The organism is Streptomyces sp. NPDC058691 (genome assembly GCF_042714775.1).
GTDB lineage: Bacteria > Actinomycetota > Actinomycetes > Streptomycetales > Streptomycetaceae > Actinacidiphila.
In genome coordinates this window covers 1-11,631 of record NZ_JBHXSO010000064.1, presented here as the reverse complement: position 1 = coordinate 11,631, position 11,631 = coordinate 1, and the positions used below count along the sequence as shown (strand labels likewise).

Annotated in this window: 13 protein-coding genes; 10 read left to right on the top strand and 3 right to left on the bottom strand. The window is 72.9% G+C overall.

Going from position 1 to position 11,631, the window contains the following annotated elements; all coding sequences use genetic code 11:
• From ACFWVC_RS32640 to ACFWVC_RS32620, 5 genes are all read left to right on the top strand, one after another.
• Entirely contained in the window at positions 1 to 975 is a 975-nt protein-coding gene (locus tag ACFWVC_RS32640) for a carbohydrate ABC transporter permease (protein WP_384296041.1), read from the top strand.
• Positions 972 to 1,823, top strand: a complete 852-nt coding sequence (locus ACFWVC_RS32635) for a carbohydrate ABC transporter permease (protein WP_384296038.1) — start codon at positions 972 to 974, stop codon at positions 1,821 to 1,823. The genes ACFWVC_RS32640 and ACFWVC_RS32635 overlap by 4 nt, the downstream gene beginning before the upstream one ends.
• Positions 1,820 to 2,809: a zinc-dependent alcohol dehydrogenase family protein gene (locus tag ACFWVC_RS32630; protein ID WP_384296036.1), complete on the top strand. Its 990-nt coding sequence runs from the start codon at positions 1,820 to 1,822 to the stop codon at positions 2,807 to 2,809. Before ACFWVC_RS32635 ends, ACFWVC_RS32630 begins: the two co-directional genes overlap by 4 nt.
• A complete protein-coding gene (locus ACFWVC_RS32625; protein WP_384296033.1) occupies positions 2,806 to 3,777 on the top strand; it encodes a carbohydrate kinase in 972 nt (323 codons plus the stop codon). Before ACFWVC_RS32630 ends, ACFWVC_RS32625 begins: the two co-directional genes overlap by 4 nt.
• Before the next feature lie 62 nt (positions 3,778 to 3,839).
• Entirely contained in the window at positions 3,840 to 4,292 is a 453-nt protein-coding gene (locus tag ACFWVC_RS32620) for a DUF5990 family protein (RefSeq protein ID WP_384296029.1), read from the top strand.
• A 20-nt stretch (positions 4,293 to 4,312) separates the two neighbouring features.
• Here the strand turns inward: ACFWVC_RS32620 and ACFWVC_RS32615 are convergent, their stop codons facing one another.
• Positions 4,313 to 4,474 carry a hypothetical protein gene (locus tag ACFWVC_RS32615; RefSeq protein ID WP_384296027.1) on the bottom strand — a complete coding sequence of 54 codons (162 nt, stop codon included), beginning with the start codon at positions 4,472 to 4,474 and terminating at the stop codon, positions 4,313 to 4,315.
• A gap of 420 nt (positions 4,475 to 4,894) precedes the next feature.
• Between ACFWVC_RS32615 and ACFWVC_RS32610 the strand changes: the two genes are divergently transcribed.
• Entirely contained in the window at positions 4,895 to 5,158 is a 264-nt protein-coding gene (locus tag ACFWVC_RS32610) for a hypothetical protein (RefSeq protein WP_384296023.1), read from the top strand.
• Positions 5,159 to 5,214: 56 nt separating this feature from the next.
• Here ACFWVC_RS32610 and ACFWVC_RS32605 read toward each other — a convergent pair whose 3' ends face one another.
• The gene (locus ACFWVC_RS32605) at positions 5,215 to 6,981 is read right to left on the bottom strand and encodes an ABC transporter ATP-binding protein (protein ID WP_384296020.1); all 1,767 of its coding nucleotides are present in this window, start codon (positions 6,979 to 6,981) and stop codon (positions 5,215 to 5,217) included.
• Between the two features lie 209 nt (positions 6,982 to 7,190).
• On the opposite strand from ACFWVC_RS32605, the gene ACFWVC_RS32600 reads away from it, so the two are divergent.
• The 3 genes from ACFWVC_RS32600 to ykgO all read left to right on the top strand — a co-directional run bounded on the left by ACFWVC_RS32600 (position 7,191) and on the right by ykgO (position 8,134).
• Positions 7,191 to 7,376 carry a hypothetical protein gene (locus tag ACFWVC_RS32600; protein ID WP_384296017.1) on the top strand — a complete coding sequence of 62 codons (186 nt, stop codon included), beginning with the start codon at positions 7,191 to 7,193 and terminating at the stop codon, positions 7,374 to 7,376.
• Between the two features lie 48 nt (positions 7,377 to 7,424).
• Positions 7,425 to 7,757, top strand: a complete 333-nt coding sequence (locus tag ACFWVC_RS32595) for a hypothetical protein (protein WP_384296013.1) — start codon at positions 7,425 to 7,427, stop codon at positions 7,755 to 7,757.
• A gap of 254 nt (positions 7,758 to 8,011) precedes the next feature.
• Positions 8,012 to 8,134 (top strand): type B 50S ribosomal protein L36, encoded by a 123-nt coding sequence (ykgO, locus tag ACFWVC_RS32590; RefSeq protein WP_319665974.1) that lies wholly within the window; start codon positions 8,012 to 8,014, stop codon positions 8,132 to 8,134.
• A 72-nt stretch (positions 8,135 to 8,206) separates the two neighbouring features.
• Here ykgO and ACFWVC_RS32585 read toward each other — a convergent pair whose 3' ends face one another.
• Positions 8,207 to 10,375 (bottom strand): PP2C family protein-serine/threonine phosphatase, encoded by a 2,169-nt coding sequence (locus ACFWVC_RS32585; RefSeq protein ID WP_384296134.1) that lies wholly within the window; start codon positions 10,373 to 10,375, stop codon positions 8,207 to 8,209.
• Between the two features lie 321 nt (positions 10,376 to 10,696).
• Between ACFWVC_RS32585 and ACFWVC_RS32580 the strand changes: the two genes are divergently transcribed.
• Positions 10,697 to 11,590, top strand: a complete 894-nt coding sequence (locus tag ACFWVC_RS32580) for a chitosanase (protein ID WP_384296009.1) — start codon at positions 10,697 to 10,699, stop codon at positions 11,588 to 11,590.
• The last annotated feature ends 41 nt before the right edge of the window (positions 11,591 to 11,631 follow it).

Genomic DNA, 11,631 nt, shown 5'->3' with positions numbered 1-11,631 from the left:
ATGACCGGTACATCCGGCACCATCACGGAGAAGGCGCGCAGCCGGGCCCCGGCGCGGCCGGCGGCCACCCGGCCGCCCGGCCTGGAGCGGGCCGCGGCCTGGGGCCGCCGCGCACCGCTCATGCCGGCCCTGGTGTTCATGGTGATCGTCACGCAACTGCCCTTCGTGGCCACGCTGGTGATCTCCTTCATGAACTGGAACGCCCTCTACCCCGACCGCCGCGGCTTCACGGGACTGAGCAACTACGCCGACGTGTTCGGCGACGCCGATCTGCGGAACTCCGTACTGACCACGGTGTGGCTGACGGCCGGCGTCGTCCTGGTCAGCCTGCTGCTGGGGCTGCTCCTCGCCCTGCTGCTGGACCGCCGCTTCCGGGGCCGTGGGCTGGTGCGCACCCTGCTCATCGCGCCCTTCCTGCTGGTCCCGGTGGCCTCCGCGCTGCTGTGGAAGCACGCGCTCTACAACCCGGAGTACGGGCTGTTCAACGGCGCGCTGACCTGGCTGTGGAAGCTCTTCGGCAGCGACAGCCCGCCGCAGCCGGACTGGATCACCTCCATGCCGCTGGGCGCGATCACGGCCTCGTTGGTGTGGCAGTGGACCCCGTTCATGATGCTGATCCTGCTCGCCGGGCTGCAGAGCCGCTCCACGGAGGCGGTGGAGGCGGCCCGGGTGGACGGCGCGAACGCCTGGCAGGTCTTCCGTCACCTGACGCTGCCTCATCTGCGCCGCTACCTCGAACTGGCCGCCCTTCTCGGCTCGATCTACGTCGTGCAGAACTTCGACGCGGTCTTCACCCTCACCTCGGGCGGCCTCGGCACCGCCAACCTGCCGTACACGATCTACGAGTCCTTCTACAAGGCGCACGACTACGGCCGGGCGTCGGCCGCGGGCGTGGTCGTGGTGGCAGGGACCATCGTCGTCGCCACCCTCGCCCTGCGCCTGGTGTCGACACTGCTCAAGGAGGAGTCCTCATGAGCGCCGTCGTCGCGCCGCCGGCCCCCAGGCGGCGTTCCGGCTCCCTGTGGGGGCTGGTCGCCTGGGCCGCCGGGCTGCTCTTCGTCCTGCCGATCGTCTGGATGGTGCTGACCTCGCTGCACCACGAGACGGACGCCGCGACGAACCCGCCCTCACTGGGGGCCGGGCTCACCCTGGACGGCTACCGGGAGTTCTTCGGCGCCTCCACCGGCGCAAGCCCGTGGCCCGCGCTGATCAACTCGCTGACCGCGAGCCTGGTTTCCACCCTGCTGGTACTGGCGCTGGCCGTGCCCGCCGCGTACGCGCTGTCGATCCGGCCCGTGCGCAAGTGGTCCGACGTGCTGTTCTTCTTCCTGTCCACCAAGATGCTGCCCGCGGTCGCCGGTCTGCTGCCGGTCTACCTCGTGGCGCAGAACCTGGGCCTGCTGGACAACATCTGGCTGATGGTCCTGCTCTACACGTCCATGAACCTGCCGATCGCGGTCTGGATGATGCGGTCCTTCCTCGCCGAGATCCCGGTGGCGATCCTGGAGGCCGCGTCGATCGACGGCGCCGGGCTGCCGACCGTCTTCCGCCGCATCGTGCTCCCGCTCTCCGCGCCGGGCATCGCCGCCACCTCGCTGATCTGCTTCATCTTCAGCTGGAACGAGATGCTCTTCGCGCGGGTGCTGACCGGCGTCCGCTCGGTGACCGCGCCGGTCTTCCTCACCTCCTTCGTCACCAGTCAGGGACTCTTCCTCGCCAAGGTCTGCGCCGCGGCCGTCGTGGTGTCCCTGCCCGTCCTCGTCGCCGGATTCGCCGCCCAGGACCGCCTGGTCCAGGGCCTGTCCCTGGGAGCCGTCAAGTGAAGGCAGTGGTCATCGCCGAGCCCGGAAAGATCGAGCTCGCCACGGTCGAGGACCCGGTGCCCGGGCCGCGGGACGTGGTCGTCGCCGTGTCGGCGTGCGGGCTGTGCGGCACCGATCTGCACATCCTGCAGGGCGAGTTCGCCCCCACGCTGCCGATCGTCCCGGGACATGAGTTCGCCGGCGAGGTGGTCGCGGTCGGGTCGGCCGTCACGGAGGTGGCGGTCGGCGCGCGGGTGGCGGTCGACCCCTCGCTGCACTGCGGTGAATGCCACTACTGCCGCCAGGGCCGGGGCAACCTCTGCGAGCGGTGGGCCGCGATCGGCGTCACCGAGCCGGGCGGCGCCGCGGAGTTCGCGGTCGCTCCGGTCGCCAACTGCGTGGTCCTGCCCGAGCACGTGGCGACCGCCGACGCGGCGCTGATCGAGCCCCTGTCGTGCGCGGTGCGCGGCTACGACGTGCTGCGCGGCCGGCTCGGCGCCCATGTGCTGATCTACGGCTCCGGCACGATGGGCCTGATGATGCTGGAGCTGGCCAAGCGCACCGGGGCCGCCAGCGTCGACGTCGTGGACATCAATCCCGAACGGCTCGTCACGGCGCGGTTGCTGGGGTGCGACAACACGGCGGCGTCGGCGGAAGAGATCATGCGCCCGCGCGGCTGGGACGTGGTGATCGACGCCACCGGCAACGCCGCCGCCATCCAGGACGGCCTGGAACGGGTCGGCAGGGGCGGCACCTTCCTGCAGTTCGGCGTCGCGGACTACGCGGCCCGAGCCGTCATCGAGCCGTACCGGATCTACAACCAGGAGATCACCATCACCGGCTCGATGGCCGTTCTGCACAGCTACGAACGGGCCGCGGAACTGTTCGCGGCCGGGGTGCTGGACCCCGGGGTGTTCATCAGCGACCGCTTCCCGCTGGGCGACTACGCCCACGCCATCGAGCGGTTCGCGGCGGGCCGGGGCCGCAAGATCCTGGTGCAGCCGTGACCGTGCCCGCCACGCGTGCCGCGCCCGCGACGCTCGTCGTCGGCGCGGCGCTGGCGGACGTGGTGGTGGGCGCCGACGGCGAGCACGCCCACCCCGGCGGCAGCCCCGCCAACGCCGCCCTGGGCCTGGCCCGCCTCGGCCACCGCGTGGAACTCGCCACGCGGTTCGGCCGGGACGCGTACGGCGAACTGCTGCGGCGGCACCTGACCGGCTCCGGGGTCGTACTGGCCCCGGGGTCGGCGGCGGACGGCCCCACCTCCACGGCCCGCGCCTTCCTCGACGGGCACGGCAGCGCCGCGTACCGGTTCGACATCACCTGGGATCCGGCGCCGCCCCGGCTGCCCGCCGTCCCCGGCCACGTCCACACCGGCTCGATCGCCGCCGCCCTGGAGCCGGGCGCGTCCCGGGTCCTGGCACTCGTCGAGGCCGCCCGCGCGGCGGGCCACACCGTCTCGTACGACCCCAACCTCAGGCCCGCGCTGCTCGGGCCGCCCGAGGCCGAACGACCGCGTGTGGAGCGGCTGGTGACCCTGTCCGACGTCGTGAAGGCGAGCGAGGAGGACCTGGCCTGGCTCTGCCCCGGCCGGGCGCCGGAGGACGTCGCGGCGGACTGGGCGCGGCGCGGACCGTGCCTGGTCGTACTGACCCGGGGCGCGAGCGGGGCCGAGGCCTACTGCTCACCGGACGGCCGGCACCGTGTGCCCGGGCGCCGGGTCCCGGTGGCCGACACCATCGGCGCCGGTGACGCCTTCATGGCGGGGCTGCTCGCGGGGCTGCTCTCCGCCGGGCTGCTCGGTGACCGCGCGGGCAGGCACCGGCTGTGCGCGGCCACCCGCGGGGGCCCGGCGTTCCCCGATGTGGCGGCCGCCCTCGGGCTCGCCGCGCGGGTGGCGGAGCTGACGTGCACGCGCCGGGGCGCCGATCCACCGTCCCTGGAGGAGGTGACGCGGGCCGCCGCCGTAGGATGACCGCGCCCGGTGGCCCGTCCGGCCACCGGCCCGGCCCACGACCGCGCGGGAGGCGAGAAGCGATGCGGATCAGGATCGAGGGCCACGACCTGCCCGGGCGGACGCAGGCATGCGGCCCGCAGGGCTCCGTGTACACGGACGTCCATGTCGGGATCCAACGGCGCAATCGCCCCGCGGAGTTGCTGGATCTCCAGCCCGCGGACGCCGCGTCGGTCGCGTGGAACCTGGACTGCGTCACCGCCCCCGCCCCGGAGGGTGTCGACCTCAAGGGCCCGCATGTGCAGGGTGGGCCGGGCGGTCGGTTCGTCTATCTGTCGTGGGGCGCCGTGGACGCTGCCGGCGGCTTCACGATGTTCCGCCGGGCGAAGCTGATGCTGGACGCCGTCGACCGCGACGTGCTCGCACGATCCGCCCGTTCCGGGCTGCTCGTCGGCACACTCGGCCTCACGGACGGCGGCGGGCACCCCGTGTGCGCCGCCGTTCGTCCACCGCGTATCGCCTGGTCGGCGGGATAGGGCGCGTAGGCCGAGTCAGATCAGTCCTCGCCCCGGACGATGTTCCAGTCCGTGCTGCTCTCCTGTTCCCGCTCCGGCTTGTCGGCGCGCTTGCCCGCCTTCACGACGGCCGGCCGGCAGGTACGTATCTGCTGGTCACGCGGTATTCGGGTGCTGATGGGATGGCCGTTCCTGTTGTCCACGGTCCGGTGCCTCCTCGATTCCTCTCAAGTGACGACATACCCACTTAAATAGTACATACACGAACGACCTCGCCCCCGTCCGGGCACACTGCGTGACGGGCCTTCGCCGAGATGCCACGACGCGCTACGGTCAACGGCGGAGCAGGGGCATTCTCGGTCGCGAGAACCCGCCCGGAGGGCAACGCCCGCCACTGTCGCGCCTGCCCCGTCCTGCGAGACGAAAACGCTCCCGGCGCCCGGACCGCGGGCCGGCGGGAGGGCCACGCGTGGCCGACGGCCGCCGGTTGCAGAAATCGCCACATTCCAGCAGATCGAGTGTCATCACGGGCGTGCCGCTCTCGCTGCCGCACCGTCGGGGCCGAGGCTTGCCCTGTCCAACCCGGCGGGTGCCCCCGGCACCCGCAGAGACAGGAGGTCCCCATGCGTCTTCCCCGTTTCGCGACCGCGGTCGGTGTGGCCGTCGTCGTCGTCATGGGTGGTGCCGCCGGTGCCGGCGCCGCCACCCCGGAGCTGGTGGGCACCCACGCCGCCCACGCCTCGCACTCCACGCACGACGGCCACGGCCGCCACGGGCACCACGCCCGGCACCACAACCGCCACCTGCCGAAGTGGCACGGCCACCGGCACCACCGCGACAGCCACCGTCACCACCACTCCTTCGCCAAGCACCACCACCACCGCTGACCCTCGGCGGCACACCCTGCGGCGGCGGGCACCGGCGGGTGCCTGCCGCCGCCGCGTCAGGCCGTCTGGGCGCTGCGCAGCGCCGCGTACGAGCCGCCGGAGCCCAGCAGTTGGTCGTGGGTCCCGATCTCGGTGATCCGGCCGTCCTCCATGACGACGATCCGGTCGGCGTTCCTGATCGTGGACAGCCGGTGTGCGACGACGAAGACCGTCCGGTTGCGCACCAGCCGCTCCAGGGCCTGCTGCACCAGCGCCTCGGACCGCGAGTCCAGCGCCGAGGTCGCCTCGTCCAGCACGAGGACACGGGGGTCCCGGATGAGCGCCCGGGCGATCGCCAGCCGCTGCTTCTGCCCGCCCGAGAGCCGGGCCCCCCGCTCGCCGACGACCGTGTCGAGCCCGGCCGGCAGCCGCTCCACGAACTCCATGGCGTTGGCGGCACGCAGCGCCTCCCGCACCGTCTCCTCGGCCACGCCGGGCATGCCGTAGGCGACGTTGTCGCGGATGGTGCCCTCGAAGAGGATCGACTCCTGGGGCACGACGGAGACGAAGCGGCGGTAGCTGCGCAGGTCCAGGCTCTCCATGTCGGCCCCGTCGAGCAGGATGCGGCCCTCGGTGGGCCGCAGGAAGCCGATCACGAGGTTGAGCACGGTCGACTTGCCCGCCCCCGAGGCACCCACCAGCGCGACGGTCTCCCCGGGCCGGACGGAGAGCGTGAAGTCCCGTACGGAGTGCCGCCCCGCGTCCTCGTAGACGTGGCCGACGCCCTGGAAGTCGATCCGGCCGCGGACCGCGTCCACCCCGGTCTTGCCCGCGTTGTGCTCCAGGTCGGGTGCCTGGAGCACCTCGCCGGCCGAACGCACCGACTCCAGGCCCTTGCTGACCACCGGGGTGAGGCTGAGCAGGGTGGTCACGGCGGCCGTGAGCGAGGAGAAGTACGTGGTGAGCATGACGACGTCGCCCGGGGTCACGCCGAGCCAGCCGTGGTACGCGGCCAGGGCGGAGCCGAGCAGGCAGCAGGTGCCCAGGACGTTGAGGATGATCCAGGCGAGCGAGCCGAAGCGGCCGTTGAGCCGGTCCAGGCGCAGTCCGGCGGTGAGCACCTGGCTGAGGGTGCCGTCGACGCGGCGCAGCGCCGTGGACTCCAGTCCGTGCGCGCGGGTGATGGGGATCAGGGTCGTCATCTCGGTCACCCGGGAGGAGAGTTGCTCGACCTCCTGGCGGAAGGACTCGTTGGACTCGCGCAGCCGCCCGCGCAGCCACATCACCAGCGCGGAGGTCGCGGGCACCACGACCAGGAAGACGGGCAGGAAGGACGGGGTCTGCACCGCGATGACCACGAGCGCCCCGCTGAGGGTGGCGAGCGCCGACAGGCCCATGTCGCCGGTCTGCTGCACGGCCGTCTCGATCGCCTCGACGTCCCGTATCACCTTGGTCTGCAGGACCGCGGAGTTGACCCGGGAGTGGTAGCCGATGGACAGCTGCTGCATCCGCTGGCAGAGCGCCGAGCGCAGCCGCATGCCCATCCGCCGTGCGCTGCCGTACCAGCAGCGCACATAGAGCAGGTGGAAGGGATAGTTGAGGAGCAGCATCAGCAGCAGGACGGCGGTGCCCAGCATCATGCCGGACAGCGGGCGGTGCTGCACGATGACGTCGATGACCTGGGCGGTGACCAGCGGGGTCAGCCAGATCGGCGTGTGCTTGACCATGAAGGCCAGGACCGCCACGGTGAGCCGGCCGCGGTCGTGGCGGAAGAGGTAGGCGAGGGTGCGGATCGGGTGTTCACCGCGGTAGCGGTGGTCGAGCGGGCCGTGCGGCGACGCCATGCGGGGACTCCGGGAGCACGTGGGTGCGGCGGGATGAGACGGCGCTGGCTCATCGTCGGGTCAACGCGGGATCTTAGGGTGTGCGCGCTCCCACGGTCACGGCGCGGAGCACCGGCTGTCCGGTCCCGGCCGACTGGAGACGCCCTCCCGGGGAAGCCGGTGGAGGACAGGGCGCGACGTGGCGCCCGGAAACCCCTGGGGAGTCAGCCATGTTGGCCATCATCGCGAGCGTCGTCTTCGCGATCGCATTCATCATCAACGCCACCGGGACCGAAACCGAGGCGGTGTTCACGCCGACGAGTCTGCTCCTGGTCGGGCTCGCGCTGGTCGCCGCCCACCTCGGTGGCCTGGGCACCAGTGCCCGCTGGTCCGGCTACCGCGGCCGGCGGCGCTGAGACCGCGCGGAGCGCGAGGAAGAGGGAAGAGGGAAGAGGGAGGGGACGATGACCGAGCGCCCTGAGGAGCCCGCGCCGGAGGAGAACGGCCGGCACCGGCCGGGCTTCTCCAGTCCTGGCTTCTCCACGTCACCCGACCAGGAGGGGGAGGGCCGCGTGCCACCGGCCCCGCCGGTCCCGGAGTACGAGGTGCCGGAGCCCGAACTGCCGGAGCCCGGACCGACGGACGCGCACGGCCCCGGCTTCGCGTCGCCCGCGTTCGAGTCCCCGGGCTTCGCGTCGCCCGGCTTCTCGAGTCCCGACTTCAGCGGTCCCGGCCCGCTCGGCGACGACGCCGACGAGGCCGACGAGGACAACACCGCCTCAACCAGCGGGCTCTGACGTCCCGCCGGCCATCACGGCCCGGCTTTCGGTGATGAGCCGCCGGGCGTCCCGCTCGATCTCGGCGGGGGCCGGCCCGAGCGCCCGCAGCATGCGCGTCGATCAGACATCCGGTCCGCCCGGATGGTGTCGCGCGCGTACGCGAAGCCCGTCGTGTCGGGGGCTCGGGAAGAAGCGGGACCCGGCATGCGTTGACATGCCCGTATCGGGTGGATCCGGTGGATCCGCTGCCACCGACAACGGAAGGAGTCACCGTGAAGGTACGTGCTTCACTGCGCTCCCTGAAGAAGGCGCCCGGCTCGCAGATCGTCCGCCGCCGCGGGCGGGTGTTCGTGATCAACAAGAGGGACCCGCGGTTCAAGGCCCGCCAGGGCTGAGCCGCCGCTCCGGGAACGGGCGCCGCGAGCCGCCTCATGGCGGCGCGGCGCCCGTCCGCGTGTCCGGGCCGGTCACGCCACGGGAGTCCGCGCGCGCAACAGGAGCAGCACGACGTCGTCCGTGTGACCGCGCCGCTCCGCGGTGTGCGCGAGCAGGCCCTCGGCGACGTCCTCCAGCGGCAGGTGCCCGGTGAGGGCGAGGTGCCCGGCGAGGCCGGCGAGCGCGTCGTCGATGTCCGTGCCCGGGGCCTCGACCAGGCCGTCGGTGTAGAGGGCCAGCACCGAGCCCGGCGGGAAGGGCACCTCGGTGGTGGGGTAGCACGCGTCCCCCTCCACCCCCAGCAACGGGCCGCCGGCGACATCGAGCACGCTCACCCGGCCGTCCGGTTCGCGCAGCAGGGGGTGCGGGTGGCCGGCGCGGGCGACCAGGGCGCGCTGCCCGGGCAGGTCCAGGTGGAGGTGCACACAACTGGCGAACAGCCCGGCGTCCAGGTCGACCAGCAGCCGGTTGGTGGACTCCATGACCCGGCCCGGCGACTGCCCGGCCGCACTGTAGGCCCGCACCGCGGTGCGCACCTGGCCCATCAGCCCCGCCGCCCTGACGTTGTGGCCCTCGACGTCGCCGACGACCGCGGCCACCCGGTCACCGACGCCGGTCATGTCGTAGAAGTCGCCCCCGATGTCCATGCCCTCGGTGCCCGGCAGATAGCGGGCGGCGCTCTCCAGGCCGCGTGGCGACGGGAGCGTGTGCGGCAGGAGCGCCGCCTGCAGCCCGTGGGCGAGCCGGTGCTTGATGTCGTACAGCCGGGCGCGCTCCGCCGCCTGCGCGATCAGGCCCCCGAGGGCGGTCAGCACGGCGCGCTCGTCGGCGGAGAAGGCGTGCGGCTCGGGGTAGCCCAGCACGCAGGTGCCCACCGCCCGCCCCGAGGCGATCAGCGGCAGGAACGCCCACGAGGCCATGCCGTCACTGACGGCCGGCCGGTTGGGATAGAGCTGCGCCAGGCGCTGCGGGGACTCCACGAACGACGGCGCCCCGCGCACCAGCACCTGCGCGGTGGCGGTGGGCGCGGTCAGCGGCAGCCCCTCGAAGTGGTCGAGCATCCGCGGGTCCGGATAGCCGCGGTGCCCCAGCACCCGCAGCCGTCCGCCCTCCGAGGCCAGCAGGGCGACCGTGCGGCCGCCGATGGCGGGCACGATCTCGCCGGCCAGCAGGTCCACGACGTCCTGTACCCCGGCCGCCTCGGTCAGCGCGCCGGCCAGGTTCAGCAGGTGGGAGATGGTCACCAGCCGCGCCGGGCCGTCCGGCCCGGGGCCTGTCCGGTCACCGGGGCCAACGTGCTCACCGCGCTCACCGGGGACGTCGGACGAGACGGTCGGGGCGGGGGTGATCCGGACGGTCACGCCGTCGGTACCGGGGTGGAGGCCGAAGCCGAGCCAGTCGTTCGGCGGGCGCAGCGCCACGAAGGACATGGGCCGCTGGCTGATCAGGGCCCCGCGGAAGCGGTCCTCGTACGCCGGGTCGTTGAGCCACGGCATCGCCGTCCAGAGCTGGACTCCGTTCAGTGCCTTGAGGGGGACGCCGAGGAGTGCGGCCGCGGCGGCGTTGGCGAACGTGACGCGGCCGTGCACGTCGAGGGCGCAGAGCCCCTCCGGCAAGCGGGCGACCATGTGCTCGGCCTGGACGAGGGCCGTCGCCGCGGTCCGTGGGGCGATCTCCCCCGCGTCCGGACTGGCGGGCTCGCGGCGCACCGGCCGGCCGGCCGCGGCCTCGCGTTCCAGGCGCAGGGCCAGCCGGCGGCAGGCGGCGGTGAGCAGGTCGCGTTCCAGGCCGCCGAGTTCCGGCGGGTGCGCGGCGGCCAGGGTGACGAAGATCGCGCCGTAGGGGGTCTCGTCGGTGGCGACCGGCATCGCCGCCATGGTGTACGGATACGGCAGCACCAGCGCGATCCGCGGGTAGACGCGCGCCATCTCGTCCTCGCCGCCGATCCAGACCAGGCGGCGCTCGCGCAGGGCGTCGGCCACGGGGAGCCGGGAGGCGAGCCCGATGCGTTCCCAGGGGGCGGCGAAGGCGCGCGGCAGTCCCGCGGTGACGGCCATCTCCAGGACCGGTTCGTCGGGTGCGAGCAGGTAGACCGCGCCTGCGTGGGCGTGGACGTCGTCCATCATCGAGGCCAGGGCGAGGGAGAGCAGGGCACCGCCGGCCGGCCCCCCGTCGTCCGGGCCCGGCAGGCCGGGAGGCATCCCGTCGGGCACGGGGACCACCTCCTCGGGCTCTCTCGGTCCAGCCTGCCTCCGAGCGGCGCCCGGCGCATGCGGGAGCCGCTTGGAGCCGCGCGGTCCGAGGGAGGCAGGCAGCCCGGCCCCACCAGGACCGGCCGGGGAGCCCGCGGGGATCCGGCCGGCCGGCCCGGCGCGGTGGACCCAGTGCGGGGTCAACTGCCTTATCCCATCGCACAGATGGCGCACTGCGTTTTTGTTCGACCTCTTGGCGTTCGAAGGAAGCGATGCTTCAATGTGGCGCTGTTAGGAAGGTTTCCTAACCTCTGACTTCCGGAGACCCCCGTGCAGATCCCCCCACACCGTCATGCACGCACCGTCAACGGCAAGCGCGTGGCGCTCTGCGCGACCGCCGTCCTCTCGGCGGGCGTGCTCGCCGTGGGCGTCGGCTCGCTCGCGTCCGCCGCCCCCGCCCCGGCCGCCGCTCCCGCGACCGCACACGCCGCCACGGCGGCCAAGGCCGCCGCGACCGGTCTCGACGACCCGCACAAGAAGGACATCGCGATGCAGCTGGTGTCCAGTGCCGAGAACTCCTCGCTGGACTGGAAGGCCCAGTACAAGTACATCGAGGACATCGGCGACGGCCGCGGCTACACCGCCGGCATCATCGGCTTCTGCTCCGGCACCGGTGACATGCTCGACCTCGTCCAGCTCTACACCGACCGCAAGCCGGGCAACGTCCTCGCCCGCTACCTCCCGGCGCTCCGCAACGTCAACGGCACCGACTCGCACAGCGGCCTCGGCTCCGGCTTCGAGAGCGCCTGGCGGACCGCCGCCGCCGACACGGCCTTCCAGCAGGCCCAGAACGACGAGCGCGACCGCGTGTACTTCAACCCCTCGGTCCAGCAGGCCAAGGCCGACGGGCTGCGCGCGCTCGGCCAGTTCGCGTACTACGACGCGATAGTGATGCACGGCCCCGGCGACGACAAGGTCAGCTTCGGCGGCATCCGCAGGACCGCCCTGTCCAAGGCCAAGAGCCCGGCGCAGGGCGGCGACGAGAAGGCGTACATCAACGCCTTCCTCGACGCCCGCAAGGCGGCCATGAAGACCGAAGAGGCGCACAGCGACACCTCCCGGGTCGACACGGAGCAGCGCGTCTTCCTCAACAACGGCAACTTCGACCTCACCCCTCCGCTGAAGTGGAAGGTCTACGGGGACAGCTACACCATCAACCAGTGAGCTCCCCGCACCACAGGACCGGGCCGGCCCCCCGTGCGAGG

What these genes read in the sequence shown, in the direction of transcription:
- ACFWVC_RS32640 (WP_384296041.1), top strand. Translation starts at nt 1, where the DNA reads ATGACCGGTACATCCGGCACCATCACGGAGAAGGCGCGCAGCCGGGCC.
- ACFWVC_RS32635 (WP_384296038.1), top strand. Translation starts at nt 972, where the DNA reads ATGAGCGCCGTCGTCGCGCCGCCGGCCCCCAGGCGGCGTTCCGGCTCC.
- ACFWVC_RS32620 (WP_384296029.1), top strand. Translation starts at nt 3,840, where the DNA reads ATGCGGATCAGGATCGAGGGCCACGACCTGCCCGGGCGGACGCAGGCA.
- ACFWVC_RS32610 (WP_384296023.1), top strand. Translation starts at nt 4,895, where the DNA reads ATGCGTCTTCCCCGTTTCGCGACCGCGGTCGGTGTGGCCGTCGTCGTC.
- ACFWVC_RS32605 (WP_384296020.1), bottom strand. Translation starts at nt 6,981, where the DNA reads ATGGCGTCGCCGCACGGCCCGCTCGACCACCGCTACCGCGGTGAACAC.
- ACFWVC_RS32600 (WP_384296017.1), top strand. Translation starts at nt 7,191, where the DNA reads ATGTTGGCCATCATCGCGAGCGTCGTCTTCGCGATCGCATTCATCATC.
- ACFWVC_RS32595 (WP_384296013.1), top strand. Translation starts at nt 7,425, where the DNA reads ATGACCGAGCGCCCTGAGGAGCCCGCGCCGGAGGAGAACGGCCGGCAC.
- ACFWVC_RS32585 (WP_384296134.1), bottom strand. Translation starts at nt 10,375, where the DNA reads ATGCCTCCCGGCCTGCCGGGCCCGGACGACGGGGGGCCGGCCGGCGGT.